Genomic DNA, 25,591 nt, shown 5'->3' with positions numbered 1-25,591 from the left:
TGCCCAGGTAAATAATGTTACTCGGTAACGTTATTCCGCTAGTCTGGATGGAATGACGCCCGACCCCTCCCGGAGGCATGCCCCGGACCCGCCGCTCGCCCGCTTCCTCTCCCGTGAGCGCGCCTTCCACGACACCTGCCGCGCCGCCCTCGCCGCGATGGTCGACGGCGCCGAGGAGCAGGTCGTCACCGGCGAGGACGTCTCCGCCTCCGGCGCCGACGCCGAGGTGCTCGGGTATGTGCTGCGCAGCCAGGCGAAGGAGTTGCGCGAGCTGCCCCAAGGGCCCCTGTTCTTCGGCCGGTTGGACTTCGAGGAGGCGCGTGCGGCGGCCGGCGACCACGCCGGGCAGAGCTATCACATCGGGCGGCTGCGGATCAGGGAGCACCCCGCCGCCCCTCCCCTCGTCGTCGACTGGCGCGCCCCGGTCTCGCGTGCCTTCTACCAGGCGAGCGTCCGCGACCCCCAGGGCGTGGCCGTCCGCCGCCGCTTCGGCTGGGCCCCGGGGAGCCGGGGTGATTCCGGCGACCTCACGGGCCTGGAGGACGAGCACATCGGGGCGGAGTGGAGGGGGAGGGAGCGGGCGGGGGCGGACCGGATCGGGGCTGCCGGGGGTTCGGCCGGCCACGGCGGTTCGATCCTCGCCGGGGAGATCGAGCGCCCCCGTGTCGGACCGATGCGTGACATCGCCGCCACCATCCAGCCCGAGCAGGACGATCTGGTACGGGGTGATCTCGCGTCCTCGGTCTGTGTGCAGGGCGCCCCGGGTACCGGCAAGACGGCCGTCGGCCTGCACCGGGCCGCCTACCTCCTCTACACGCACCCGCAGCGCATCCGCCGCGGTGGCCTGCTGATCCTCGGCCCCAACCGCACGTTCCTGTCGTACATCGCGGAGGTGCTGCCCGCACTCGGGGAGACGGGAGTACGGCAGTCGACGATCGCGGAGGAGATCGCCGGCCACCCGGTGACCGGCGAGGACGTGGAGCGTGCCGCGGTCGTCAAGCACGACGCCCGGATGGCTGAGGTGCTGCGCCGGGCGCTGTACGGGCACATCGGCGTACCGGCCGAACCCGTCGCCGTGCCGGACGGGACGTACCGCTGGCGCGTCCCCGTCGGCGTGCTGCGCCGCATCGTGGACGACGTACGCGCCGAGGAACCGCCGTACGCCGTCGGGCGGGAGCGGGTACGGACGCGGGTCGTGCGGTACGTGCGGGAGCGGGCCGAGCTGCGGGCCGGGCCGCAGACGAACGCCTGGGCGCAGCGGATCTCGCGGGCCCGGCCGGTCGGCGCGTACGTCGACGCGGTGTGGCCCCGGGTGCGTCCCGAGGAACTGCTCACCCGACTCCTGACCGACGCGGACGCGTTGGAGCGCGCGGCCGAGGGGATCCTCGACGCCGACGAGCGCAAGGCGGTCCTGTGGGCGAAGCCACCGCGCTCGTGGAAGTCGGCGCGGTGGTCGGCCGCCGATCTCGTCCTCCTCGACGAGATCGCCGGCCTCATCGAACACCCCGAGGGATATGGCCACTTGGTGATCGACGAAGCGCAGGATCTGTCGCCGATGGAGTGCCGGGCGATCGCGCGGCGGGCCTCTTTCGGGTCGCTGACCGTGCTCGGTGACCTGGCGCAGGGCACGACTCCCTGGGCGGCCCGGGAGTGGGGCGAACTCCTGCTCCATCTCGGCAAGCCGGAGGCCGACGTCGTCCCCCTGACGACCGGATTCCGGGTGCCCGAGGTCATCGTCGAACTCGCCAACCGGGTGCTGGACCGCCTCGATGTGGGCGTTCCTCCTGCCCGATCACTGCGCAGGGACGGCGAATTGACGATCCGGCCGACCTCCGACCCCTCGGCCGAGACCGTCGCGGCCGTGCGGGAGGCGCTCGAGCACGAGGGGTCCATCGGAGTCATCACCGCCGACACGGATGTCGTACGGGTGCGGGAGGCGCTCGGCGCCGCGGGGATCACTGCGGCCGGAGCCGATGAACTGGGGGCCCGGGTCGCGGTGTTGCCAGCGAGCCTCGCCAAGGGGCTGGAGTACGACCATGTCGTGGCCGTGGAACCGGCCGCGATCGCGGAGGCGGAGTCCCGCGGGCTGCACCGGCTCTACGTGGTGCTGACCCGGGCGGTGTCACGCCTGGACGTGATCCACGCCCGACCCCTGCCCTGGTGACCGTCGCTCTCGTGCCGCGGCCCCTGCCCTGGTGACCGTCGCCCCCGTGCCGCGGCCGCGGTGATCCCAGCCCGGGTGATGCCTGTCCCCGTGACCCCGGCCCGGTGATCCCTGCCCTCCTGACCCCGGCCCGGTGATCCCTGCCCTCCTGACCCCGGCCCGGTGATCCCCGTCCGAGTGGCCCCCGGCGGTTCACCAGGACAGGGGGCGGCCGTCACGGAAGAAGCCCCCGGTGGGGCCGTCGTCCGGAAGGGTCGCCGCCCAGACGACGCTCGCGGCGCCCTCCGCGACGGGTCGGCCGCCCGGCCCGCCCATGTCGGTCGCGACCCAGCCCGGACAGACCGCGTTCACCAGAATCCCGTCGGAACGCAGTTCGGCGGCGAACATCCTGGTCAGGGCATTGAGGGCCACCTTCGACGCCGAGTAGGCGGGGGTTCCGCCGCCCATGCCGGCGAGGGACGCGGCCTCGCTGGACACGTTCACGACCCGCGGGTGCTCGCTCGCGCGCAGCAGCGGGAGCAGCGCCTGGGTCAGCCGCCAGGGCCCGTACAGATTGGTCTCGGCCGCCCGGCGTACGACGTCCAGGTCGGCGGTCGTCGCGCGCTGCCAGGTGTCGTACGTGATCGCCGCGTTGTTGATCAGCACGTCGAGGGCGTCGATGTCCCGGGCCGCCGTGGCGATGTCCGCCTCGGAGGTGACGTCGAGGCGGAGCGGGCGGACCTCGGGCAGTCCAATGGCTCCGGCGGCGTCGGCGGCGGCCTCCGCGGACCTGGCCGTCAGATACACGGTGTGGCCCGCGGCGGCCAGCAGCCGGGCGACCTCGTGGCCGATACCGCGGTTGGCGCCGGTGACGAGCGCGATCACCGGGTCGCTCCGGCGAGGTCCAGGAAGGGGATCAACTGCTCTTCCTCATGTGTCAGATGGGCTTCGAGTTCGCTCGTGAGGCGGTCCACCTCGGAGAGTACGCGGCCGGGGTCCGCGTCCTCGGCAGCGACGACCCGGCGCAGCTCGTCGAGGAGTTCGGCGATCCGTTCGTGCTCGTGACGCAGCCGGTCGAGGACGGGCGCCGCTTCGGGGCGGTGGCCGGCGAGCATCGGGAAGATGCCCAGCTCCTCGCCGGTGTGGTGGTTGTGCAGGCCCTGGCAGAGAGTGAGGCAGTTGACGCGGAGCTGGGCACCCAGGGACGCCGCGCCCTGTTCCGTCACCTCCTTGCGGATCAGGGTGAGTTCGCGCCGGAAGGCGTCGTGGACGAGCTTCAGCGCTTCGGCCATGGAGTCGGCTTCGATGTTCGGCGGGCCGTCCTTGGGGAGCGCGCGCAGGGCGACGACGGGGATGACGCGGTCCGTCTTCGCCTGGTACTCCGCCCACCCCGGATCGGCCTCCACCGCCCGGGCGAACATGCGGTCGCGCTCGGCGCGTTCGAGCACGAGGGCGTCCGCCTCGTACCTGAACACGCCGTCCTCGACGGTCACCCGCGGATGCGCGACGAGGTTGCGGAACCAGTCGGGATGCCGGGGCGCGCCACCGGCCGACGCGATGACGAGCACCCGCTCGCCCCCGTCCGGGTAGTAGCCGACGGGGGTCGTGTGCGGGGTCCCCGTCCGTGCCCCGAGGGTTGTCAGCAGAATCAGCCGCGCTCCCTCGAAATAGCCGCCGACGCGCCCGCCATTGGCGCGGAATTCCTCGATGACCTGCTCATTGAAGGGGTTGGGCATTCTCTTCCTTTTCTGTTTTTGGGCAGGGTGAATTACCGCGGGGTGAATGCTGTCCGCGGTGTGTCAGGTGCTCGGTGGATCGCTCGATCGTGTGCGCAGGCCCGTGTCCCGTACGAGGGGTACGCGGCGGAGAACGCCTACGGGCGTGGGGCCCGCACGAGCTCGCAGGGGGTGCGCACAGGCAGCGCGCGCGGGAGGCGCACACGGAAAGGCGTACGAGAAGAGAACTCGTACGAAGGAAGAGAACGGGGGGCGGCGCTCTGGCCCGCCCCGGCCTCACTCGGAGGCCGGGTACCCGATTCGCTCACGGCACAAGGCCGACCCGGCAGTCATGAACGTCACCGTAATGCCTCTCCGCTCTGCAAGGCAATACCGAATTCCGTGAGGACGGCCGAATCGGCGACCGTGAAGGCGTTTCCGTGTTTCAGAAGTCGAGAGCGGCGACTTCGATGCGGCGCAGTTCGTCCGGTTCGGCGATGACCTTGATCTCGGTGATGAGGCCGTCGTCCGTGACGGCGAAGGTGAGGACCAGGCTGAGGTGGCCGAAGGGGGCCATGACGAGCCCGACCGTGCCGTCCAGAAGAGCGGGGCCGGTGAAGCGGGCGCGGCCGGTGGCGGCCATCGCGCTCCCGGCGACCGTGGCCGCGCCGCCGACCACGACCGGTTCGGGGGTCGGGATGACGGACCGGTCGGCGTGCAGGACGACATCGGGATGCAGGAGGGCGACCAGCGCCTCGAAGTCTCCGCCGCGGGTGGCGGCCAGGAACGCGTCGACCACTCGGCGCCGACGGGCCAGATCGGCGTCCGGCAGGGGAGAGGCGCCCTTCACGCGGCGACGGGCGCGGCTCGCGAGCTGTCGTACCGCCGCGGGAGACCGTTCGAGCAGCGGGCCGATCTCGTCGAACGGCACGGTGAACAGGTCGTGCAGCACGAAGGCGAGCCGCTCGGCCGGGGTGAGGGTGTCGAGGACGACCAGCAGCGCCACTCCGACCGAATCGGCGAGCACGGCCTCCTCTTCGGGGTCGCCGCCGCTCCCCGGGCCGACGGGCCGGTCGGCGATCCGTGGGTCGAGAGGCTCCTCGCGCCGGCGTTCCCGCGAACGGAGCATGTTCAGACACACCCGCGCCACGATCGTGGTCAGCCAGCCGGCGAGGTTGCCGACGGCGTCGATGTCCGCCTGGGCGGCCCGCAGCCACGCTTCCTGGACGGCGTCGTCCGCCTCGCTCACCGAGCCGAGCATCCGGTAGGCGACCGCCCGCAGATGCGGCCGCTGCTCCTCGAAACGCTCGGCCGGCCACGCGCTCTCGGTCACCGTGTCACATTCCCTTCGTCCGTGGTGTCAGTGAAGTAGAACATCGGAACCCGCTGACGGGGCCCGGGTTTTCGCACCCCGGCCCCCACCACCTTGGGAGCAGCCATGACGACCAGCTCGGCGAACCCGTCCGACCGGTCCACTCCGTCCACCCCGTCGACGATCCTGGTCACCGGCGGTACGGGCACCCTCGGAAGCCTCGTCGTCCCGCTGTTGCGCGAGGCCGGTCACGACGTGCGCGTCCTGAGCCGGCACGGCCGCGAAACCGTCGACGGTGTCGCGCACGTAGCCGTCGACCTCCTCGAGGGCGAGGGCATCGAGGCCGCTCTGACCGGCGTCGGGACCGTCCTGCATCTCGCGGGCGGCCCCAAGGGCGACGACCTCGCGACCCGCAACCTCGTGCGGGCCGCCCGGGACGCGGACGTACGGCACTTCGTCTACATCTCCGTCATCGGCGCGGACCGTGTCCCGCTGGCCTGGCTCAGGTCCAAGCTGGACGCCGAGCGCGCGATCGCCGGATCGGGACTGCCGTGGACGACACTGCGGGCGGCCCAGTTCAACGAGTTGACCCTCAAGATGGTGGCCACGATGGCGAAGCTGCCGGTGTTCCCGGCGCCGGGCGGCCTGCGGCTTCAGCCGGTCGACGCGCGCGATGTGGCGGCCCGCATCACGGAACTCACGCTCGGCAGCCCGTCCGGCCTGGTCCCCGACCTGGCCGGACCCGAGGTCTACACCCTCACCGAACTCGCCGACGGCTACGCCGAGGCCCGCGGGAAGCGGCGCCGTCCGACCCTGCCGGTCCGGATCCCGGGCAAGGCGGGACGCGCGTACCGGGCGGGCGACAACCTCGCGCAGGACGGGGCGCAGACAGGCAAGCGGACGTGGGGGGACTTCCTGGCGGAGCGGGTGGGCCAGGGTGCGCCGCTCGCGTCGGCGCGGGTCGGCGACGCCGGGTAGGGCACTCACGCACGGCTGCGTGGCCCGCGGCGCGTGGACAAACAACAAAGGCAAGGAGGTCAGTCGCTCCTTGCCACTCTCAAGGTACAGCGCCCCGGGGGGCTTGCGGCAAGGCCGGGGGCATACCGCAGAATCGTCGGCCTGGGCCGGAAACCTGCGGAAAACGGGGATACGCGAAGTATGCGCGCTGTCGTCGGCCTCTGTTGTCGCGCGAGGACGTCGAACCGTCGGTGGGACGCGCGGAGCGGGCCGGCCCCGACGCACCATCGGCATAGGGGAGTTCTAGTGATGGACGTGATCGTGGTCGGCGGCGGGCCGACCGGTCTGATGCTGGCGAGCGAGCTGCGGCTGCACGGCGTGCACGTGGTCGTGCTGGAGAAGCTGACCGAGCCGACCAAGGAGACCCGCGGGCGCGGCCTGCACGCGCGCAGCGTCGAGGTGATGGACCAGCGGGGGCTGCTGGAGCGGTTCCTCGCGGTCAGTGAGAAGTTCCAGGCCGGCGGCTTCTTCGGCGGCATCATGAAGCCCTGGCCGGACCGGTTGGACACCGCGCACCCGTACGGCCTCTCCACCCTGCAGCCGGTCACCGAGCGGCTGCTCCACGAGCGTGCCGTCGAACTCGGTGCCGAGATCCGGCGTGGCTGTGAAGTGGTCGGGCTGAGCCAGGACGGGGCCGGGGTGGGCGTCGAGCTGGCGGACGGCACACGGCTGCGCTCGCGCTACCTCGTCGGGTGCGACGGCGGCCGCAGCGTGGTGCGCAAGCTGCTCGGCGTCGGATTCCCCGGCCAACCCGCCACGGTCGAGACACTGCTGGGCGACATGGAGATGACCGAGGACCCGACGAGGGTCGAGGCCGTGGTCGCGGAAGTCCGCAGGACCCATCTGCGGTTCGGCACGATCGCCAACGGGGACGGGACGCATCGCGTCATCGTGCCCGCCGACGGGGTGTCCGAGGACCGGGCGGCCGCCCCGACCCTCGAAGAGTTCAAGCGGCGGCTGCGGGCGATCGCGGGTACCGACTTCGGCGTGCACTCCCCGCGTTGGCTGTCCCGGTTCGGCGACGCCACCCGGCAGGCCGAGCGCTACCGGGTGGACCGGGTGATGCTGGCCGGCGACGCGGCGCACATCCACCCGCCGACCGGCGGGCAGGGCCTCAACCTCGGTGTGCAGGACGCGTTCAACCTCGGCTGGAAGCTGGCCGCAGCGGTCGACGGCTGGGCGCCGGAGGGTCTCCTCGACAGCTACCACACCGAACGGCACCCGGTGGGCGCCCGCGTGCTGGACAACACCCGCGCGCAGATCACGCTGCTGGGGACCGACGCGGGTGCGGTGGCGCTGCGGGAGCTGTTCTCGAAGCTGATGGACTTCGAGGAGGTGAACCGGTACGTGACCGGGATGATCACGGCGGTCGACGTCCGCTACGACGTCGGCCGGCAAGGCGACGAGGGCGACGCGTCCGCCGGCGACGCGCTGCTGGGCCGGCGGATGCGGGACGTGCGGCTGAAGCGGGGCCGCCTGTACGAGCTGATGCACGACGGGCGTGGACTGCTGCTCGACCGGACCGGCAGCCTCTCGGTGGCGGGCTGGGCGGACCGGGTCGACCACGTCGTCGACGTCAGCGAGGAACTGGACGTGCCCGCGGTCCTGCTGCGACCGGACGGCCACGTGGCCTGGGCCGGCGAGGACCAGCAGGACCTGCTCGGCGGTCTGCCCCGGTGGTTCGGCGCCCCCACCGGCTGAGCGGGCGGTCGTGGCCGTGCGGTCGGATACGTCCGGGCGTCATGTCGCTCCGGCACCCGTGAACTCGTACGCACCCCAGTCGGCGAGCGTGCGATAGCCGAGGCGCTGGTAGAGGGCGTTGCTGGTGGGGTTGGACAGGTCCGCGAACAGCACGACCTCCCGCGCGCCCGCGGCCAGGGCGGCCCGGCTCACCTCCGCCGTCACGGCGGCCGCGTAGCCGCGACCGCGCAGTCGGGCCGGGGTGTAGACGATGTCCACCTGGATCTGGCCGCCGATCAACGGGTTCATCCCCGCGACGGAGACGGGAGTGCCGTCCGGGGTCTCCCACACCGTATAGCGCTTGTCGGCGAAGCGGGTGCCGGCCCAGGAGGCTGCGTCCAGGGAGACGACCTCCCCGACCGCCCCGGCGAACTCACCGCACCAGAACATGACTTCCTCGAGGTCCTGCTCGCCCAGGACGCGGCTCCGGCCCGCCGGTGGCGGCTCCGGCGGGGTGAGCGTGCCGAGGCGGTACAGCCGGAGCCGCGTGTCGCGGAGTTTCGGCGTCGCGCCGGTGTGCCGCTGCCAGGCCTCGGCGAAGGAGGTGGCCGTGCTGTGGTCCGCGCTCACGGAGGGAACGGAGTGCCCGAGAGCGGTCAGGTGGGCGGCGAGGGAGTCGGCCTGCTCGGGCGTGAGCGGGGAGAGGCCGAAACCGCGGAACGGGAGGCGGTAGAAGGTGGCGTGGACCTCGCCCGCTCGTTCCAGCACGCCGAAGACGGGGGCTTCGTCGCCGAAGGCCCCCGACCCACGCGCCCGCACTCTCGCGGCCCAGGTCAGCTGCATGACGTGTGCTCCGGGCCGAGAGCGCAGAAAGTCTCCGGCTCGGGCGAGAAAAGCGTCGACGTCTTCGGTGAGGCTCCAGCCATCCGGTCGCATGCTTCATCATTTCCCACGGTGTGGAAACGCCCGACGGTTTTGCGTCAGCGCGAGGAAGCGGGCGGTGGGCCCCGGGGCCGGACCGGGCTCAGCCCGGCGTCCAGGTTCGCCCGCCGGGTCAGAACGGGGAACGGCTGGTGCCAGGTGCGGGGTCCCGGCACGAGACCCCGCACCGCCTCCGGCGCCCGTGCTCAGGCGGGACGCTTGGCCATGACGACCACTCCCGGCCCGGTTTGCTCGTCCGCGGGGAGCCGAAGTTCGGCGACCGGGCGCAGTCCGGCCTGCTCGATCAGGTCCACGAGCTGTTCCGGCCGCCATTTGTGCGTCGTCCAGCGAACGGGTACGCCTCCGTAGGCCTCGGTGCGTACCGCGTCTTCGTCGCCGACGTGCGTTGCGGTGATGAAGTGTCCGCCCGGCTTCAGGGCGCGCGCGAACTGGGCGAGGACCTGAGGAAGGACGGCGCGGGGGAGGTTGAACAGTGACCACCATCCGAGCACGCCGCCGAGGGACGCTTCTCCGAGGCTGAGTTCGGTGGCGGAAGCGACGCTGAAGCGGCAGTGCGGATGGAGACGGCGCGCGTTTTCGATCATGCGGGGTGAGAGGTCGACTCCGGACACGTCGAGTCCGCGTTCGGCGAGGTAGGCGGTCACCGTTCCGGGCCCGCAGCCGACGTCGAGGACGGGCCCGAGCCCGCTCACCGTGTCGGCGAAGGCGTCGATCGACGCCTTGAGCCATGGATGCCTGCGGATGTCGCCGAATCCCGTCGTCAGCACCATGTGGGCGTAGTTGTCAGCCACCCGGTCATAGGACTCACGGACCACGTCAAGATCGGCTGGGCGGTCAATAGGGTGTGCGCGCATCGGCCAACCATAGGACGACGGGTTCGCCGGGGCAGCGGGTCGAACGGACTCGGCCGACGATCCAGGGGGCACCCGTGGGCGGACCGGGAACGGACGGTCGTGGAGCCGCTCGGAGGAGCTGGGACTGAGCAGGGCAGGTGTCGTGCCGCCCATGGAATCCCTTGCCGCCGGGGCTGCCTCGGACATCGCCTTGCAACTCCTCCGAGCCCCAGATGCACACGATGTACAAGCGCGCTTGGTCCCACTCGTCCAGCAGCTACGCGGCGTCGATCTCGCTCTCAGCACCTACCTTCGACGCCCGGCATGGATCTCTCACCCCTGCGGATCGCCGTCAGGGACCCGTCCACGGTGAGCCGGTCTTCCAGCTCCTCGGCGAGCCCTGCCGGGCCTGGAGTCGACGCTGCGTCACCCGTCACGGGTTGAGCCGCACGCGGATGCCCAGCGTCCCGTCCGCTCCCCGGCGCAGCCGGCTGTCGAGCATCATGAGGCGGCCGAGGATGCCGTACTTGCGGGCGATGAGTGAGCGGTAGCGGGCGCCGGTCGCCCTGTCGGCGATCTCGGCGGTGGCCGGGATCTGGTCACCCGTCGGGTTGCCGCGCAGGTCGCAGGGGCCGACGAGGATGTCGCCGCGTGCCCGGATCCGCTTGACCTTCCAGGAGTCGGCGGGGGTCCGCACGCCCAGCGTGTCACCGTCGCGCACCACCCACACCGGGGTGGTGACCGGGGTGCCGTTCTTGCGATAGCTGGTGACGAGCAGGTACTTGCCGGCGCCGAGCCGTTCCAGCAGCGCGTCGTCCATGATGCGTTTCTGCTCCTTGTCATTGCGTTCGGGGTCGTTGGCCACTTGGGCGGCGTACTGCGATGCCAGTTCGGGGGCAGCTCGATTTGGTTGAGGACGGGCGTGCTGCCGGGCCGGGTTGATCGGGCGGGGCGCCGCAGGTCTCCGTACTCGTTACTCGGTCTCGGCCAAGGCGGCGAGAATCAAGTCACTGACGGCCTTGGTGGACACCGGGTTCTGGCCCGTGATCAGGCGGCCGTCGCGCACGGCGTGCGGCGTCATCGGGACGGTGGAGCGCACGTATGTGGCTCCCTTCGCTCGCAGTTCGTCCTCCAGCAGGAACGGCACCCTGCTCTTCACGCCGGCCAGCCTTTCCTCGACCGTCGCGAAGCCGGTGACGGTGCGGTTCCGTACGAGCGGACTCCCGTCGGCGTCACGGAGGTTGATGAGGGCACAGGCACCATGGCAGACCGAGGAGACGATGCGGCCCCCGGCGTGGATGGCCTCGGCTGTTCCCCGCAGGTCGGCATTGTCGGGGAAGTCCCACATAGTGCCGTGCCCGCCCGTGAAGAAGATTGTGGAGTAGGCGTCCGGATCTGCGTCGGCCACGGATGCGGTGGACTTGAGGGAGGCCATGAAGGCGGGGTCGGCTTGGTAATTGCGAACCGTCCGGTCGGCGAAAAGGCGGCCGAGGCTTCGAGGGTCGAGTGGTACCTCGCCGCCGGCCGGGCTGACCACATCCACGGTGCGGCCGTCTGCCACCGCCTTGTCGTAGAAATGGACGAGTTCACCAAGCCAGAGGCCGGTCAGGTGCTTGCTCGCCCCGTAGGTGGCCTGATTTGTCGCCACCGCCAGAATCTTTTTCCGTCTCACTTTTCCCACAGTTCCTTTCGGTCGACTACGCATCGGCGTCTCAGACAGCTGTCGGCACTAGCCCTGCTCGGTGGGGCGTACGAGCATCTCGTTGACGGCGACGTGCCGGGGGCGGGTGGCGATGTAGCCGATGGCGTCGGCGATGTCCTGGCTCTGCAGCCGCTCGATGTCGCCCAGGCCGGCGACGATCAGCTGCTGGACGACTTCCGAGTTGTGGGTGCGCAGTTCGGTGTCGACGCTGCCCGGCTCGACGACGGACACGCGGACGTGCTGGCGTCCCAGTTCCTGGCGCAGTGCCTCGCTGAAGCCTCCGACGCCGAACTTGGTGGCGCTGTACACGGCGGACATGGCGAAGGCCGTGCGGCCGTTCACCGAGCTGATGTTGATGATGTCGGCAACCTGGCGCGGCGCGTCGGCGGCGGCCTTGACCAGGTGGGGGCCGGCCGCGTGGGTGGTGTACATCAGGCCCATGAGGTTGATGTCGATCATGCGCCGCCACTCGTTCAGGTCCGCGCCGGGGGTGGGCCCGAGGAGCATGAGGCCGGCGTTGTTGACCAGGATGTCCAGGCGGCCAAGGCCCTCGACGGTCCGCTCGACCGCTTCCGCGGCGGCCTGGGCGGTGGTGATGGCGCGGGCACGACCAGAGCCTTCCCGCCCGCCTCGGAGATTTCCGCGGCGAGGCCGGTGAGCCGGTCCTCGCGCCGGCCGACCAGGGCCACGGCGGCCCCCTCGCGGGCGAGCTCCAGCGCGGTGGCGTGGCCGATGCCGCTGGACGCTCCGGTGACCAGAGCGACGGTTCCTTCAAGACGACGCGTCATGGTTCAAGCCTTTCGATGAACGGCCACGTTGCTCGGGGCCGTACGGGACAGGGGGAAGACAGCCCTGCCGGCAAGGGGCCGTACAGGGGTGGAGGCCGCTCACGGCCGGGCCGAGGGCACAATGGGGAGGTGAGCAGCACTGGGCAGAAGACCACCGACGCCAAGCATCCGCAGAGCACGATCGAGGGAGACCTGCCGCCTCGCGAACGCCTGGTCAGGGCCGCGTCGCGGCTGTTCTACTACGAGGGCGTACGTGCGATCGGTGTGGAGCGGCTGATCGCCGAGGCCGGGGTGACGAAGGCGACCTTCTACCGGCACTTCGCCGCCAAGGACGACCTGGTCGTGGCCTATCTGCTGACCAAGGACGCCTACTACAAGGACGTGGCCGAACCACTGGCCGCCGCGCACCCGCCCGCGGAAGCGATCGACCTGATCTTCGAGGCGATCGCCGAGCACGCCCGCGAGCGTGGCTTTCGAGGATCGCCGTTCATGAACGCGGCCGCCGAGTACCCGGACGCCACCCATCCGGTCCGCGGCCTGGTGACATCCCACCGGGACTGGATCCGCACCCTCTTCCAGGAACTGCTCACCCGGCTCGGCCACGCCGACCCCAAGTCGGCCGCCGGCGCCCTGCTGATGCTGTACGACGGAGCGATGGCAGCCGGCTACCTGGACGACTCGACGGCCGCCCAAAAGACCCTGCTGGACGCGGTCCGCCTGATCCGATCGGGAGGCTGACCCCATCGAGGCCGCGCCAAATACCGGCCCCCTGTTGGACCCCGGGCAAGCCAGGGCACGGATTGGCTTCATGGAGCTTTCATCTCTGTTCGACGTGCACCGGGACCCACTGGCAGTTGCTTGCCTGGTCGGCAGTCCCGCCCGGAAGGCCGAGACGCCACCCCCAAGGGGTAGGAAGACCGGTCGTTCTACCTCTCGACGATAACCCCCTTGGCGTCCTCGCGCCAGCGGTCGAGCGGCTTGTGGGGTCCCTCACGGGCGGCTGCCGCCTCGGTGGGCCTTCCCGGCTTGCGTGGCCGAACTCGCCTGCTCCCTCGTCTCCCGGCATTGCCTTCGGACCTGTCACGGCGACGAAGTGATCGCGGTCGACGGCCGCTTCGGCCCCCGGGCGGGCCTCGCGGACGGCATCGAGGTTGACCCGCTGGGAGACCCGGGCGGCGCCGCCGCAGCTCTTCGCGGCCAAGAGGGCGAGTCGACCTTCGTGAGTCTGCTGCGGGCCGCTGCCACTAGGGAATGTCCGGTGGGTCGAGGGTGGTGCGGGTGCCCGCCACGAGGTATCGCCAAGCGCCCGAAAATCCGTGGAACCGCATTCCCGTGTGCCGTTACCGTTCTCCCGCCCGCAGTCGCCCTGTCAAGGACGTGCCGTTGTACACCAAGTGAGACCCCTCGAGCGCTGATCCGTCGCGCGTCGCACCTGTGCGCCGCGCTCCTTTTCGCTGCGGTCTTCTCACTGGAACCGGTGTATCTCTGTGTCCAAAAACTGGGTGGTCGCCCCCACCTGCCTGCCGATAGTTCTCCGCAACGTGCGTTCCGTACGGCCCGAGGTCCTGAACCTGCTGCACGACACCGACCCCGGCCTGCCGGCCGAGCTGCTCCAGGACCTGGCCGTACGGCGCCGCGACGTGGGCGGCTCGGGTCGAACCGAGCGGCCGGCCTGGCAGTCGCCGTACGGTCCGCCGCCGCATCGGGCGCACCGCGGCCGCTGGGCGCCTGTGCCGGGGTTGGCCTGGTCCCGGTCCGCTTTGCGGCGGGGCTACCTGTGCGACCGGTGCGTCTGAGTGCCGAAGGTTTCGGCTCTTCGCGAGCCCAGGTCGAGAGACTGCTCGCCGAGGGGAACCTCGCGTCGACAGTCCGCCTGAGCGGCAAGCTCTCGGGCGGCTTCACCTCCATGCTCAGGAGCTGAGTCCTTCCGGCCCGGGGCCTGTCCGGCGGTATCCGAACCGCCGGACAGGCCCTGGCGACATGCTGGAGTCGGGGCGACGACAGTTGTCCTGCACATACGACACCTGTCTTGCTCAGGCTCAAGGAGCGCGCCGAGTGGCGTGGCACACTTTTGCAAGCAGGTGCTTGCAATAGTTAGCGAGAGTGCGGCAAGGTGGGGGTATGGCATCGCTCAACGTCGGCAATCTCGGTGAGTATCTGCGGGAACAGCGGCGCACCGCGCAGCTGTCGCTGCGGCAGCTCGCCGACGCCGCCGGGGTGTCCAATCCGTATCTGAGCCAGATCGAGCGCGGGCTGCGCAAGCCGAGCGCGGAGGTGCTCCAGCAGGTCGCCAAGGCGCTGCGGATCTCCGCCGAGACGCTGTATGTGCGGGCCGGCATTCTCGACGCCGAGCGGGACCGGGACGAGGTGGAGACGCGTGCCGTCATCCTCGCCGATCCCACGCTGAACGAGCGGCAGAAGCAGGTGCTGCTCCAGATCTACGAGTCCTTCCGCAAGGAGAACGGATTCGAGATCGCGCCGGCGGACGAGAACGCTCACGGCATCGAAGTGCCCGGGACCGAAGAAGGTCGCGGCGCCGACGTATCCGTGGCTCAGGACATACCGGGCGCCCAGCCTTCGCAGGACACCGCCGTCCGCGGCCCCCGCACGGCCGACGGCAGCGATGCCGGTCCGCAGCAGACCGCGAGTTGACCGCATGCGGATCACAAAACCCTCAGCTGAAAGCGATCACGGGAGGACCATCGCCATGGCCATCACCGACGACATCCGCAAGGCCGCCACGGACCCGACCCCGCTCTACTTCCTGGCCGGCACCGCCGACCTGGCCGTTCAGCAGGCGAAGAAGGTCCCCGGCATCGTGGAGCAGATCCGTGCCGAGGCTCCGGCGCGCATCGACACCGTGAAGAACATCGACCCGAACGCCGTCCAGGAGAAGGCCACCGCCCGCGCCAAGGAGGCGCAGGAGAGCCTGCAGACCAAGGTGACGGAACTCCTCAGCACCCTCGACACCGACCTGAAGAAGCTCGGCGAGTCCGCCCAGGACTTCGCCCTGCGCGGTGTCGGCGTCGCCGCCGAGTACGCCGTCAAGGCCCGGGAGACGTACGAGAAGGTCGCCGAGCACGGCGAGCAGACCGTACGGACCTGGCGCGGCGAGGCCGCCGAGGAGATCGAGGAGCTCGCCATCGTCGTCGAGCCGAAGACCGAGACGGTCGAGGTCAAGGAAGAGGAGAAGCCGGCGGCCGCCGCCGAGTCCGCTTCCTCCAAGAAGGCCCCGGCGAAGAAGGCTCCGGCCCGCAAGCCGGTCGCCAAGAAGACGACTCCGCCCGCGAAGTAGGCGAGCGGCGGCAAGGCAACTACGCCTTACGCGGACGGGCCGGGCACTCTCGGAGTTCCCGGCCCGTTCTCCGGGTACGGTGGCCGTAGAGACGACTCGATCCGGGCGGTGGGCATTGTGCTGATGACGGCATTCGGCGGCCTGATGTGGCTGATCTACACAGCCATGCTGGTGCTTGCCGTGGTGGCGCTGGTGATGGCCGCGGTGGCCCGCGAGGACGCCTACCGCGCCGCCGACAAGCAGAACAAGATGTTCTGGCTGATCATCCTCGGCATCACGGTGGCGGTGAACCTCCTCGTGCCGATGCTCTTCCTGCAGATCGCGGGCCTGATCGCCACGATCGTCTTCTTCGTCGACGTCCGCCCCGCGCTGCGCCAGGTCTCCGGCGGCGGCCGTGGCCGCCGCGGCGGAAGCAGCAGCGACGGCCCGTACGGCCCGTACAACGGCGGCAGGTAAGGCCACCCCCGGCCGGGCGACGAAGGCCCCCGGAAACAGCGAACCCGCACTGGGACCGGGAGCCAGAACGCTACGGCGTCCGGTCCAGCGGCCAGAACGCTACGGCGTCCGGTCCAGCAGCAGCACCGCCACGTCGTCCGCCAGCTCCCCGCCGTTGAGTTCGCGCACCTCGTTCACCGCCGCACGCAGCAACTCCTCGCCCTGGAGCCCCTGGGCGAGCTGACGGCGGACCATCTCCACCATGCCGTCCTGGCCCAGGCGTTCCTTGCCCACGCCCGTGTGGCCCTCGATCAGGCCGTCGGTGTAGAGCATCAGGCTCCACGCGGCACCCAGTTCCACCTGCATGCGCGGCCAGCGGGCGTTCGGGAGCAGACCGAGCGCGGGGCCGTTGTTCTCGTACGGCAGCAGTTCCGCGAGCCGGCCCGGGCGGGCGATCAGCGGCGACGGGTGACCGGCGAGGCAGAGCCCGGCGCGACGGCCGTCCGGCGCGATGTCCACCGTGCACAGCGTCGCGAAGATCTCGTCGTTCTCGCGCTCGTGCTCCAGGACCTGCTGCAGCGTGGAGAGGAGTTCGTCGCCGCACAGGCCCGCGAACGTCAGCGCGCGCCAGGCGATGCGCAGTTCCACACCGAGCGCCGCCTCGTCGGGCCCGTGCCCGCAGACGTCACCGATCATCGCGTGCACCGTGCCGTCGGCCGTGCGCACGGTGTCGTAGAAGTCGCCGCCGAGCAGGGCACGGGAGCGGCCCGGACGGTAGCGCGCGGCGAACCGCAGCGGGGAGCCCTCCAGGAGCGGGGTCGGCAGCAGACCGCGCTCCAGACGGGCGTTCTCCTGGGCGCGCAGCTTGGACTCGGTGAGTCGTCGCTCGGCCTTGTCGGAACGTTTCCGCTCCACCGCGTACCGGATCGCGCGGCTCAGCAGCCGGCTGTCCAGTTCGTCGTGGAAGAGGTAGTCCTGGGCGCCGACGCGCACCGCCTCCGCACCGCGTTCGGCGTCGCCCGACGCGGTGAGCGCGAGGACGGCGTGTCCGGGCGCGAGCCGCAGCACGTGCTTGAGCGTCGCCAGCTCGTCGGCGCTGTCCGCCGCCCGGCCCGGCGCGGGCAGCGCGAGATCGAGCAGGATGCAGTGGACGTCGTCGGTGAGCAGCCGCTCGGCCTCGGTGAGGTTGCGGGCGGTACGGATCCGGATCGGCTTGCCGGCCGCGTCGAGCATTTCGGGCACACCGAGGGAACCCGCCGGGTCGTCTTCGATGACCAGGAGAGTCAGATTGGTGGTGCTCGGGACCGGGGCCGTGGCACGAGGTTCCGGTGCTGCCCCGGCGTGGCCGCCGGTGGTGTCTCCGGATGGGCCGCCGGGTGAGAACACGGCTCGAGCCTGACCACTTTCCACGGCCGGGATCGCTCTCTGCCGCGGTACGGGTACGGGCATCGTCTGGGTTCCTTCCCTCCCCCCGAGGGCGTGGTGGGCGAAGGACCTCGACCCACCGACGGGGACCATAGCGCCCGCCGGTGCCGCAACGGAATGGCGTACGGCGCGGCGTCGGGCAAAGGGCCACCGTCATATGCCGCATCCCGTAACGCATTTGGACAGGACGCGGTTCTGTCAGGGATGACGAAGGTCACGTCCCCGAGGTTGCGAGGGCGGGGCAACCGTGCGGTGTGTCACGTGCGGTGCGTCACGCGCACCGCACCGCGCGCCCCACCCGCGTGCGGGCGTCAGGAGCCGGCGCAGCACGCCCCGGCCCGTGCGCAGGCCGGGGGAGCCGAGGGCGCCGTGCCCCGGCTGCACCTGGGCATTACCTGGGCATCACCCGGCCCATGCGCGGATCAGGGGGAGGTGCGGCGCCCTCCACCTGACCCGTGGACAGGCCGGAGGGAGGTGCGGCGCCCTGTCCTGCACCTGTGCCGACGCATCGCCTCGGCCCGCGCACAGGCCGGGAGGACGGCCCCCGTCCGTCCTCCTGGGCCCGCCCTCGATGGCCGGCCGGGCCCGGTGTGTCCGCTCCGGGTGCCTTACGCGTCCGGCCGCACGACACCCAGGATCTGCATCGAACCCGCCCCCGTGATCGTCACCGTCCGTCCGGGGCGAGGAGCGTGCACGACCGCGCCGTCTCCTATGTACATCCCGACATGGCTGGCGTCGTCGAAGTAGATGATCAGGTCGCCGGGGCGCATGTCCTTGACGTCGACGTGCTTGAGCTGCTTCCACTGCTCCTGCGAGGTGCGGGGGATGGGGTGGCCGGCGGACGCCCAGGCCTGCGAGGTGAGCCCCGAGCAGTCGAACGTCTTCGGACCCTCCGCGCCCCATTCGTACGGCTTGCCGATCTGGGCGGTCGCGTACTTCACGGCCTTCCTGCCCTGTTCGGACGCCTCGCTCTTGATGTCCGCGAGGACACCGGAGCTCAGCCAGACCGACTGGGCCTGGTGCGCGGCCTCTTCCTCCAGCTTCGCCAGCCGTTCCTTCTCCTTCTGCTCCAGCTGGGACTCCAGCTTCTCGGCGTCGGAGATCCGCTGCTTGATCTTCTTCTTGGCCTCGGCCCTGGCCTTGCGGTTGGCCTCCAGCTTCCGCCACTGGGCGGAGGCGTCCTTCTCGTACTGCTCCAAGTCCTGCTGGGTGCGCGTCATCTCGCCCAGCAGCCCCTTGGTGGCGTGCTCGCCCTGCCGCACGCGCCCCGCGCCGTCGAGGAACTCCTGCGGGTCGTCGCTCAGCCACAGCCGCGCCCCGGGCGGCAGCCCGCCGCCCCGGTACTGCGCGCGGGCCGCGGCACCCGCGCGGTCCTTCAGCTTGTCCAGCTTCGCCTGGCCCTTGACGATCTCCCGGGCCAGGTCGACGATCTCGGCGGACTGCTTCTGGGCCTTCTCCTCGGCGGCGTTGTACGCGTCGGTGGCGACCGCGGCGTCGTGGTAGAGCTTTTCGAGCTTCTTGCGGACCGCTTCGAGGTCCTTGTTGCTCACAGGCTTCGGGGTCGCCGTGGGAGTTCTGGTCGGCGCCGGTGTCGGTGTCGGGCTCGCGTAGGCCATCCCTGGTGTCGCCAGTACCACGCAGGCACATGCGCAGGCCAGGGCCATGGCCGCCGTGGTCAGGCTCCGCTTGCCGGATCCCATTACTCCGCCCCCCAACTGATTTACCGTCAGTAACTTACGGATGCCTCGGGGATCGTGCCATGTCGACGCGCAATGCGACAGAGTCGGGCAAGAACTCACTCCCCCGGGCCTGTGGGCCGGGCATGAACTCCCTTCCCCCGGGCCCGCTTCGGCATGACGATCTCGCCTCCCGGACTGTGTGACGTGCGACTCACCGAGATCGTTCCCTGCGGCGCACGCGCTGTCAGGTCCCGCCCCCGAGCGGTCGGGTCCGTCACTCCCCGGGCCGACCGCTGTCGTGGTCGGTCACGTGCGCGGGGCCAACGCCTCCCAGCGCACCGTCACTTCGCCCTGGCGCCAGCGGGTGATCCCGTCCGTGACCGGCCAGTCGGCCGTCAGGTCGCGGACCGTGCGTATCCAGCGCTGCCGGGCGCCGTACGCGGCGTACGGCGCGGCTGCCGCCCACGCGCGGTCGAAGTCGCGCAGGAAGGCGTGGACGGGCTCGCCCGGGACATTGCGGTGGATGAGGGCCTTCGGCAGCCGTTCGGCCAGGTCGGACGGGCGGTCGAGCGAGCCGAGCCGGGTGGCGAAGGTGACCGTGCGCGGGCCTTCCGGGCCGAGGGCCACCCAGACGTGCCGGCGGCCGATCTCGTCGCAGGTCCCTTCGACGAGCAGGCCGCCCCGGGAGCCGTGGCCCGCCGGTGCGAGCCGCGCGCGCAGCCGCTGCCACACCTCGGCGACCTGCTCCTCGTCGTACTGGCGCAGCACGTTCGCCGCGCGGATCAGGTGCGGCCGGCCCGGCACCGGGATCTCGAAGCCGCCGTGCCGGAAGGCGAGGCCCTCGCGTTCGTAAGGGCGGGCGGCGGCGACCCGGGCCGGTTCGATCTCGATGCCGAGGACGCGGGTGCGGGGTGCGGTGGTGCGCAGGCGGGTCAGCAGCTCGACCGCGGTCCAGGGTGCCGCGCCGTAACCGAGGTCGATCGCCACCGGCTCCGGAGTCCTGCGGAGTTCGGCGCCGTGCACCGCCGCGATCCAGCGGTCCATGCGGCGCAGACGGTTGGGATTCGTCGTCCCGCGCGTCACCGTACCCACGATGGGGGTGCCCCCGCTCGAGCGAAGCCGAGAGTGAGGGAGGGACGCTGCGCGGGTTGCCATGCGTACGAGAGTAGGCGGCCCCGGCGGGCACCGGGTGAGCCTGTGGACAACCGGCGGCGGGCCCCGATACCGCTGTGGAAAACCCGGCGGGCAGGGAGGCAGACGCACCTGACGGTCGAACGGTTGAGCGATCAGCGGTAATGATTCGGCAAAGAGGAAATGGAGCGGAGGCCTCCGGCGTTCCATCTCCTGGAGGGCGCGACACGTCCTCCGAAAGGCATGCCCGCAGCGAGGAGGAACGCCACGTGAGCCAGTACGTCAGCAGGCTCGGGCGTCGCTCACCGGCGGCACCCTCACGGCTCAGGCTGCACCGCAGGCCCCGTCGCGTCGCGATGCTCTCCGTGCACACCTCGCCCCTGCACCAGCCCGGTACGGGCGACGCGGGCGGGATGAACGTATACATCGTGGAACTCGCCCAGCGGCTCGCCGCGATCAACATCGAGGTCGAGATCTTCACGCGGGCCACCACGGCCGCACTCCCGCCGGCCGTCGAGCTGGCCCCGGGGGTCCTCGTCCGGCACGTCGACGCGGGCCCCTACGAAGGCCTCGCCAAGGAAGACCTGCCGGCCCAGCTCTGCGCGTTCACGCACGGCGTCATGCAGGCCTGGGCGGGTCACCGCCCCGGCTACTACGACCTCGTGCACTCGCACTACTGGCTCTCCGGCCACGTCGGCTGGCTGGCCGCCGAGCGCTGGGGCGCGCCCCTGGTGCACGCGATGCACACCATGGCCAAGGTCAAGAACGCGGCGCTGGCCGAGGGCGACACCCCCGAGCCCGCCGCCCGGGTCATCGGTGAGACCCAGATCGTGCGCGCCGCCGACCGCCTGATCGCGAACACCGCGGAGGAGGCCGACGAACTCGTCCGCCATTACGGGGCCGAGGCCGGCAAGGTCGCCGTCGTCCACCCGGGCGTCAACCTCGACCGTTTCCGCCCCGCGGACGGCCGCGCCGCCGCCCGCGCCCGGCTCGGTCTCCCGCAGGACGCCCTGATCCCCCTCTTCGCGGGCCGCATACAGCCCCTGAAGGCCCCTGACGTGCTGCTGCGCGCGGTCGCCGTGCTGCTCGACGAGCGGCCGGAGCTGCGCCGCAGGATCGTCGTCCCCGTGGTGGGCGGTCCGAGCGGCAGCGGGCTCGCCAAGCCGGAGGGGCTCCAGAAGCTGGCCGCACGGCTGGGCATCGCCGACGTCGTGCGCTTCCGGCCGCCCGTCGGGCAGGAACAGCTGGCCGACTGGTTCCGGGCGGCTTCCGTGCTCGTCATGCCCTCGTACAGCGAGTCGTTCGGGCTGGTCGCCATCGAGGCGCAGGCGGCCGGTACGCCCGTCCTCGCGGCCGAGGTCGGCGGCCTGCCGGTGGCCGTCCGCCACCAGGAGACCGGCTTCCTCGTCCCCGGCCACCATCCCGCCGACTACGCGCGCGTGCTGCGCGATTTCGCCGACGACGAGACCCTCGCGGCCCGGATGGGTGCCGCCGCGGCGCGCCACGCGGAGCAGTTCGGCTGGGACACCGCGGCCGCCGCGACGGCGGACGTGTACACGGCGGCGACGCAGGACCACCGGCGCCGGGTGCGGGCACGTCACGCCTGACGCGGGTCACGTACGCTCCCCTCATGGCTGACGCAGCGTCGATCATCGAGCAGGTCCTCACCGAGGCCGAGCTGGAGTGGGAGAGCCCCGGGGCGGGTTCGTACGTCGTGAAACTGCCCGGCACCCGCAAGCTCTCGACGACGGTCTCGCTGATCGTCGGCCGCCACTCGCTGTCGCTGAACGCGTTCGTGGTCCGCCACCCCGACGAGAACCACGAAGCGGTCCACCGCTGGCTCCTGGAGCGGAATCTCAAGCTCTACGGCGTCGCCTACGCGGTCGACCCCCTGGGCGACGTGTACCTGGTCGGCAAGCTTCCGCTGACCGCCGTCACCCCCGAGGAGGTGGACCGTCTCCTCGGCTCCGTCCTCGAAGCCGCCGACGGTTCCTTCAACACCCTCCTGGAACTCGGTTTCGCCTCGGCGATCCGCAAGGAGTACGCCTGGCGGGTGTCCCGTGGTGAGTCGACGCGCAACCTGGACGCGTTCACGCATCTGACCCAGCGTCCCGCCAACTGATTCTCGGCCTCCACTGTTCGGGCATTGCGCGACCCCTTCCGTGCCGGGGGTCCTCGTGGCATGCTCGCCGCCGACGCAGATCTGAACGTCGTTCACATCCATGAAGAATCATGGGAGTCGCATGGAAGGGCGGACGGGCATGACCAACAGGCACGGATACGCGGGGATCACCAGACGGGCCCTGCTCGGCAGCGCCACGGCCGTGGCGGCCGTCGCCGTGACCGGCACCGCGACGGCGTCGGCCGCCGCATCGCCGGGGGCCACCGCGGCAGCGCCACCACCCGGATGACGCGACGGCCGTCGCGTCATCCGGGGGTGCGCCCGGCGCCCTCGCCCGGTCCGGCGAAGTCCCGGCACTCTGGCGCGAGTTCATCCGCTCCCCGTTCACCCACCCGCAGGTCCCGTACGTCGGAAGGGCCGGCTCGCACCGCGGGGCCGCGCGCCTGCCCCGCCGCCCCGTCGTGACCGACATCCGTGACCACGGTGCCGTCGCCGACGACGGCACCACGGACTGCGCTCCCGCGATCAACCGTGCCATCGCCGCTGCCGGAAGGGCCGGCGGTGGCACGGTCACCATCCCGCCCGGGACGTTCCGCATCGACGACCTGATCCGTGTCGGCCACTCGAACGTGGTCCTCCGGGGCGCCGGCAGCGGCCGTACGACCCTGTACGCGACCAAGAACCTCACCGAGCTGATCGGTGTCTACGGCTCCCGCTACGGCGGCGACAAGTCGTCCTGGTCCTGGGCCGGAGGCCTCATCTGGCTCGCCCCCACGGCCCGTTGGGACTCCCTCGTCGCGGCCGTCAGGGCCAAGGCATGGCCCTTCGAGGGCTGGACCGGCAACACGCGCGACGCCTGGCAGACCCTCACGACCGTCGAGCCCGCACGCCAGGGCTCCTGGACGGTGACCGTCGCGGACGCCTCACGGCTGCGCCCCGGCACGCTCGTCCTGCTCCGCCTCGCCGACGACGCCGACCACACGCTCCTCGAGCACATGTCGGGCGGCGGACCCGGCCCCGAGGCGTACTACTGGGACGACAAGACCAAGCTGACGTCGTACGTCCCCTACGAGTGGCCCGTCCGCGTCGCGCGCGTGCGGGGCCGCAGGGTCACCCTCGAACGCCCCCTCCCGCTCGACGTACGCCCCGAGTGGGACCCGCGCCTGACCACGCACGTCGAGGAGCTGACCGGCTCCGGCGTGGAGGGGCTCACCCTGGAGGCCGTGGAGACACCGCAGTCCCCGCACCTCCTCGACAAGGGCTACAACGGCGTCGTCCTCCAGTGCGCCTACGACTGTTGGGTGGACGATGTCACGGTCCGCCACGTCGACAACGGATTCGGGCTCGTCGCCGCCTCCGCCTGCACCCTGCGCCGTACGAGGGTCGCGGGACGCGGCTCGCACCACCCCTACTTCTGCCGCGAGGGCTCGCACGACAACCTGATCGAGGACTTCACCGTCGAGGAGCGCACGGTCCCCGCGCCCGCCGGGACCCAGCTGCACGGCATCAACGTCGAGGGCCTGTCCTCGTACAACGTCTGGTCGCGCGGTGACCTCCGGATGGGCACCTTCGACTCGCACCGCGGGCTGCCGTTCGCCAACGTCCGCACCGACATCACCGTGAACAACGACGGCCGGCACGGTGGCGACGCCTCCGCCGGACCGCTCTTCGGCGCCCGCTTCACCCACTGGAACATCCGGGTCACCAACGGCCGGGCCGGTCTGATGAAGATCGACGGCCTCGCCCCCTGCAGCGCCACCGTCGGCCTCAACGAGGTCACCGAGTTCGACCAGATCGACGTACCCGACTTCACCGGGGACCTGCGCTCCCGCCTGGAGCTGTACGGGACGACGGACGCCGTACGGCCGCGCAATCTGTACGAGGCCCAGCGCGACCTCTAGGCCGGACAGTTCACGACCGTTCGTGCGCCACCGGACAGTTCACGACCGTCCGTGCGCCGCCGGCTCGCTCACGACCGGGCGTACCGCCCCGGAGTGACCCCCACCAACCGCCTGAATTGGCGGGTGAGATGGGACTGGTCGTAGAAGCCGGTCGTGATCGCCACCTCGCCCGGTGGCCGCCCGTCGAGCAGCAGCCGGCGGGCGCGGTCCACCCGGCGGGACATCAGGTACTGGTGCGGGGCGATGCCGAACGCCCCGCTGAACGCGCGGACCAGGTGGGCGGGGTGGGCGTGGACGAGCCGTGCGGCCTCGTCGAGGGCGATCCCCTCGACGAGGCGTTCGTCGAGGAGTTCGCGCAGCTGGTGGGCGAGCGGCCGGTCGGGGCGCGGGGGCCGCGGGACCGGGCCGGGGCGCAGCCTGCCGCGCAGCCGCTCCGCGATCAGCGTCAGCCTGCTGTCGGCCTCCAGTTCGTCCCCGGGGTGCGCGAGCGCCGTGTGCAACTGCCCGACCCGGTGCCGCAGCACGGGATCCACCAGATCGGGCCCGTCCACCGCCGGCCCGATGAGGTCGTCGGCCAGGCGCGAGCTGTCGAGATAGAGGACGCGTTTGCGGAAGCCGTGCTCGGTGGCCGGGGCACCGTTGTGCGGGATGTGCGGCGGCAGCAGCGACACCGTGTCGTGCGGGGTGCCGTGCTCATGCCGGTCGAGGTCGTAGCGGACGGCGCCGTCGTCGACGATCAGCAGCGTCCAGGCCTCGTGCACGTGCATCGGGTACGCGTACTCGGTGTAGTGCGCGTGGAAGACCTCGACGACGCCCGGGATGCTCGGGCGCCACGCGGACATCTCGCGCTGGGGGGCCATGCAAAGAACGTACAAGACGATGGCGTACGCCGGTCGGCAGTCTCTTCGTATGAGCAGCGTGAGCAGCAACAGCCCGTCCGGCGCGAGCGGCGTGAACCCTTCGGACGACGCACCCGTCCGCTTCGACACCAAGATCGCCGTCGTCCTGCGCGACGACCTGGAGCCCTGGCAGCGGCTCAATGCGACCGCCTTCCTCGTCAGCGGCCTGGGCACGGCGGTCTCCGAGGTGGTCGGAGAACCGTACGAGGATGCCGACGGGGTCGCCTACCTCCCGATGTTCCGGCAGCCCGTGCTGGTCTTCGAGGGGTCGAAGGAGATGTTGACCGCTGCCCACGGCCGGGCGCTGTCCCGGGCGCTGCCGCGAGCGGTCTTCACGTCGGACCTGTTCACGACGGGCAACGACCGGGACAACCGCGCGGCCGTACGGGCCGTGTCGAGCGGCGACCTGGATCTGGTGGGAATCGCGGTGTACGGGCCGCGGAACGCGGTCGACAAGGTGGTGAAGGGGGCACGGATGCATCCCTGAGGGCTGGTGGCGGCACCGAGGGGGCCGGGGCGGCCGGGTGTCCGGGGCGGGTGAATGGCCCGCGCCACCCCGGATGCCCCGGGCC

Annotated in this window: 25 protein-coding genes and 1 pseudogene; 13 read left to right on the top strand and 13 right to left on the bottom strand. The window is 71.3% G+C overall.

All coding sequences use genetic code 11. The annotated features are described in order from the left end of the window. Positions 1-52: 52 nt before the first annotated feature. Positions 53-2,164 (top strand): HelD family protein, encoded by a 2,112-nt coding sequence (locus OG788_RS21840; protein ID WP_406372895.1) that lies wholly within the window; start codon positions 53-55, stop codon positions 2,162-2,164. A 192-nt stretch (positions 2,165-2,356) separates the two neighbouring features. Here the strand turns inward: OG788_RS21840 and OG788_RS21835 are convergent, their stop codons facing one another. The 3 genes from OG788_RS21835 to OG788_RS21825 all read right to left on the bottom strand — a co-directional run bounded on the left by OG788_RS21835 (position 2,357) and on the right by OG788_RS21825 (position 5,191). After that, complete coding sequence (locus OG788_RS21835; protein ID WP_406372893.1) at positions 2,357-3,028, bottom strand: SDR family NAD(P)-dependent oxidoreductase; 672 nt, start codon at positions 3,026-3,028, stop codon at positions 2,357-2,359. Beyond that, entirely contained in the window at positions 3,025-3,879 is an 855-nt protein-coding gene (locus OG788_RS21830) for a nitroreductase/quinone reductase family protein (protein WP_406372891.1), read from the bottom strand. Before OG788_RS21830 ends, OG788_RS21835 begins: the two co-directional genes overlap by 4 nt. Before the next feature lie 424 nt (positions 3,880-4,303). Then, positions 4,304-5,191 (bottom strand): sigma-70 family RNA polymerase sigma factor, encoded by an 888-nt coding sequence (locus tag OG788_RS21825; protein WP_406372889.1) that lies wholly within the window; start codon positions 5,189-5,191, stop codon positions 4,304-4,306. Between the two features lie 105 nt (positions 5,192-5,296). Here OG788_RS21825 and OG788_RS21820 point away from each other — a divergent pair, with 105 nt between their 5' ends. Both OG788_RS21820 and rox read left to right on the top strand, forming a co-directional pair. Continuing rightward, positions 5,297-6,148 carry an SDR family oxidoreductase gene (locus tag OG788_RS21820; protein WP_406372887.1) on the top strand — a complete coding sequence of 284 codons (852 nt, stop codon included), beginning with the start codon at positions 5,297-5,299 and terminating at the stop codon, positions 6,146-6,148. Positions 6,149-6,433: 285 nt separating this feature from the next. Further along, complete coding sequence (gene rox, locus OG788_RS21815; protein ID WP_406372885.1) at positions 6,434-7,888, top strand: rifampin monooxygenase; 1,455 nt, start codon at positions 6,434-6,436, stop codon at positions 7,886-7,888. A 39-nt stretch (positions 7,889-7,927) separates the two neighbouring features. On the opposite strand, the gene OG788_RS21810 is transcribed toward rox, so the two are convergent. From OG788_RS21810 to OG788_RS21785, 6 genes are all read right to left on the bottom strand, one after another. Further along, positions 7,928-8,803, bottom strand: coding sequence for a GNAT family N-acetyltransferase (locus OG788_RS21810; RefSeq protein WP_406372883.1), 876 nt, complete (start codon positions 8,801-8,803; stop codon positions 7,928-7,930). 191 nt (positions 8,804-8,994) lie between these two features. Continuing rightward, positions 8,995-9,663: a class I SAM-dependent methyltransferase gene (locus OG788_RS21805; RefSeq protein ID WP_406372881.1), complete on the bottom strand. Its 669-nt coding sequence runs from the start codon at positions 9,661-9,663 to the stop codon at positions 8,995-8,997. 412 nt (positions 9,664-10,075) lie between these two features. Next, a complete protein-coding gene (locus OG788_RS21800) occupies positions 10,076-10,462 on the bottom strand; it encodes a PPOX class F420-dependent oxidoreductase (protein ID WP_406376813.1) in 387 nt (128 codons plus the stop codon). 153 nt (positions 10,463-10,615) lie between these two features. Further along, positions 10,616-11,290 carry a type 1 glutamine amidotransferase domain-containing protein gene (locus OG788_RS21795; RefSeq protein WP_406372879.1) on the bottom strand — a complete coding sequence of 225 codons (675 nt, stop codon included), beginning with the start codon at positions 11,288-11,290 and terminating at the stop codon, positions 10,616-10,618. 81 nt (positions 11,291-11,371) lie between these two features. Further along, entirely contained in the window at positions 11,372-11,881 is a 510-nt protein-coding gene (locus tag OG788_RS21790; RefSeq protein ID WP_406376812.1) for an SDR family NAD(P)-dependent oxidoreductase, read from the bottom strand. Continuing rightward, a complete protein-coding gene (locus OG788_RS21785; protein WP_406372877.1) occupies positions 11,818-12,132 on the bottom strand; it encodes an SDR family NAD(P)-dependent oxidoreductase in 315 nt (104 codons plus the stop codon). Before OG788_RS21785 ends, OG788_RS21790 begins: the two co-directional genes overlap by 64 nt. A gap of 129 nt (positions 12,133-12,261) precedes the next feature. Between OG788_RS21785 and OG788_RS21780 the strand changes: the two genes are divergently transcribed. The 5 genes and pseudogenes from OG788_RS21780 (at position 12,262) to OG788_RS21760 (ending at position 15,883) form a co-directional block, all read left to right on the top strand. After that, complete coding sequence (locus OG788_RS21780; protein WP_351537140.1) at positions 12,262-12,870, top strand: TetR/AcrR family transcriptional regulator; 609 nt, start codon at positions 12,262-12,264, stop codon at positions 12,868-12,870. Between the two features lie 743 nt (positions 12,871-13,613). Then, positions 13,614-14,053: pseudogene (locus tag OG788_RS21775) on the top strand (DUF1062 domain-containing protein). A 200-nt stretch (positions 14,054-14,253) separates the two neighbouring features. Continuing rightward, positions 14,254-14,784, top strand: a complete 531-nt coding sequence (locus OG788_RS21770; protein WP_351537143.1) for a helix-turn-helix transcriptional regulator — start codon at positions 14,254-14,256, stop codon at positions 14,782-14,784. A gap of 55 nt (positions 14,785-14,839) precedes the next feature. Then, positions 14,840-15,427: a hypothetical protein gene (locus tag OG788_RS21765; RefSeq protein WP_351537145.1), complete on the top strand. Its 588-nt coding sequence runs from the start codon at positions 14,840-14,842 to the stop codon at positions 15,425-15,427. Between the two features lie 117 nt (positions 15,428-15,544). Further along, on the top strand, positions 15,545-15,883 hold the full coding sequence (locus OG788_RS21760; protein ID WP_406376811.1) for a DUF2516 family protein: 339 nt from the start codon (positions 15,545-15,547) through the stop codon (positions 15,881-15,883). Between the two features lie 99 nt (positions 15,884-15,982). Here OG788_RS21760 and OG788_RS21755 read toward each other — a convergent pair whose 3' ends face one another. The 3 genes from OG788_RS21755 to OG788_RS21745 all read right to left on the bottom strand — a co-directional run bounded on the left by OG788_RS21755 (position 15,983) and on the right by OG788_RS21745 (position 20,058). Further along, positions 15,983-17,311 (bottom strand): PP2C family protein-serine/threonine phosphatase, encoded by a 1,329-nt coding sequence (locus OG788_RS21755; protein WP_406372874.1) that lies wholly within the window; start codon positions 17,309-17,311, stop codon positions 15,983-15,985. 584 nt (positions 17,312-17,895) lie between these two features. Then, on the bottom strand, positions 17,896-18,987 hold the full coding sequence (locus tag OG788_RS21750; RefSeq protein WP_351537150.1) for an NlpC/P60 family protein: 1,092 nt from the start codon (positions 18,985-18,987) through the stop codon (positions 17,896-17,898). A gap of 285 nt (positions 18,988-19,272) precedes the next feature. Beyond that, entirely contained in the window at positions 19,273-20,058 is a 786-nt protein-coding gene (locus OG788_RS21745) for a class I SAM-dependent methyltransferase (protein WP_356756760.1), read from the bottom strand. 308 nt (positions 20,059-20,366) lie between these two features. Here OG788_RS21745 and mshA point away from each other — a divergent pair, with 308 nt between their 5' ends. The 4 genes from mshA (at position 20,367) to OG788_RS21725 (ending at position 24,120) form a co-directional block, all read left to right on the top strand. After that, a complete protein-coding gene (gene mshA / locus OG788_RS21740) occupies positions 20,367-21,704 on the top strand; it encodes a D-inositol-3-phosphate glycosyltransferase (protein WP_351537156.1) in 1,338 nt (445 codons plus the stop codon). Positions 21,705-21,727: 23 nt separating this feature from the next. After that, positions 21,728-22,219 carry a YbjN domain-containing protein gene (locus OG788_RS21735; protein ID WP_356756756.1) on the top strand — a complete coding sequence of 164 codons (492 nt, stop codon included), beginning with the start codon at positions 21,728-21,730 and terminating at the stop codon, positions 22,217-22,219. A 139-nt stretch (positions 22,220-22,358) separates the two neighbouring features. Continuing rightward, positions 22,359-22,508: a hypothetical protein gene (locus tag OG788_RS21730; RefSeq protein WP_406372871.1), complete on the top strand. Its 150-nt coding sequence runs from the start codon at positions 22,359-22,361 to the stop codon at positions 22,506-22,508. Positions 22,509-22,590: 82 nt separating this feature from the next. After that, on the top strand, positions 22,591-24,120 hold the full coding sequence (locus OG788_RS21725; protein WP_406376810.1) for a glycosyl hydrolase family 28-related protein: 1,530 nt from the start codon (positions 22,591-22,593) through the stop codon (positions 24,118-24,120). 68 nt (positions 24,121-24,188) lie between these two features. On the opposite strand, the gene OG788_RS21720 is transcribed toward OG788_RS21725, so the two are convergent. Then, positions 24,189-24,980 carry an AraC family transcriptional regulator gene (locus tag OG788_RS21720; protein WP_406372869.1) on the bottom strand — a complete coding sequence of 264 codons (792 nt, stop codon included), beginning with the start codon at positions 24,978-24,980 and terminating at the stop codon, positions 24,189-24,191. On the opposite strand from OG788_RS21720, the gene OG788_RS21715 reads away from it, so the two are divergent. Further along, the gene (locus tag OG788_RS21715; protein ID WP_406372867.1) at positions 24,979-25,506 is read left to right on the top strand and encodes a DUF2000 family protein; all 528 of its coding nucleotides are present in this window, start codon (positions 24,979-24,981) and stop codon (positions 25,504-25,506) included. The two genes, OG788_RS21720 and OG788_RS21715, sit on opposite strands and share 2 nt — an antisense overlap. Positions 25,507-25,591 lie beyond the last annotated feature (85 nt).

It is taken from the genome of Streptomyces sp. NBC_00647 (assembly GCF_045207245.1).
In the GTDB taxonomy this organism is placed as follows: Bacteria; Actinomycetota; Actinomycetes; order Streptomycetales; family Streptomycetaceae; genus Streptomyces.
The sequence above is the reverse complement of the archived record's forward strand: the minus strand, read 5'-3'. Positions and strand labels throughout refer to the sequence as shown.

What these genes read in the sequence shown, in the direction of transcription:
- OG788_RS21730 (WP_406372871.1), top strand. Translation starts at nt 22,359, where the DNA reads ATGACCAACAGGCACGGATACGCGGGGATCACCAGACGGGCCCTGCTC.
- OG788_RS21770 (WP_351537143.1), top strand. Translation starts at nt 14,254, where the DNA reads ATGGCATCGCTCAACGTCGGCAATCTCGGTGAGTATCTGCGGGAACAG.
- OG788_RS21820 (WP_406372887.1), top strand. Translation starts at nt 5,297, where the DNA reads ATGACGACCAGCTCGGCGAACCCGTCCGACCGGTCCACTCCGTCCACC.
- OG788_RS21805 (WP_406372881.1), bottom strand. Translation starts at nt 9,663, where the DNA reads ATGCGCGCACACCCTATTGACCGCCCAGCCGATCTTGACGTGGTCCGT.
- OG788_RS21715 (WP_406372867.1), top strand. Translation starts at nt 24,979, where the DNA reads ATGCAAAGAACGTACAAGACGATGGCGTACGCCGGTCGGCAGTCTCTT.
- OG788_RS21750 (WP_351537150.1), bottom strand. Translation starts at nt 18,987, where the DNA reads ATGGGATCCGGCAAGCGGAGCCTGACCACGGCGGCCATGGCCCTGGCC.
- OG788_RS21765 (WP_351537145.1), top strand. Translation starts at nt 14,840, where the DNA reads ATGGCCATCACCGACGACATCCGCAAGGCCGCCACGGACCCGACCCCG.
- OG788_RS21800 (WP_406376813.1), bottom strand. Translation starts at nt 10,462, where the DNA reads ATGGACGACGCGCTGCTGGAACGGCTCGGCGCCGGCAAGTACCTGCTC.
- OG788_RS21755 (WP_406372874.1), bottom strand. Translation starts at nt 17,311, where the DNA reads ATGCCCGTACCCGTACCGCGGCAGAGAGCGATCCCGGCCGTGGAAAGT.
- OG788_RS21720 (WP_406372869.1), bottom strand. Translation starts at nt 24,980, where the DNA reads ATGGCCCCCCAGCGCGAGATGTCCGCGTGGCGCCCGAGCATCCCGGGC.
- OG788_RS21840 (WP_406372895.1), top strand. Translation starts at nt 53, where the DNA reads ATGACGCCCGACCCCTCCCGGAGGCATGCCCCGGACCCGCCGCTCGCC.
- OG788_RS21830 (WP_406372891.1), bottom strand. Translation starts at nt 3,879, where the DNA reads ATGCCCAACCCCTTCAATGAGCAGGTCATCGAGGAATTCCGCGCCAAT.
- OG788_RS21785 (WP_406372877.1), bottom strand. Translation starts at nt 12,132, where the DNA reads ATGACGCGTCGTCTTGAAGGAACCGTCGCTCTGGTCACCGGAGCGTCC.
- OG788_RS21735 (WP_356756756.1), top strand. Translation starts at nt 21,728, where the DNA reads ATGGCTGACGCAGCGTCGATCATCGAGCAGGTCCTCACCGAGGCCGAG.
- OG788_RS21810 (WP_406372883.1), bottom strand. Translation starts at nt 8,803, where the DNA reads ATGCGACCGGATGGCTGGAGCCTCACCGAAGACGTCGACGCTTTTCTC.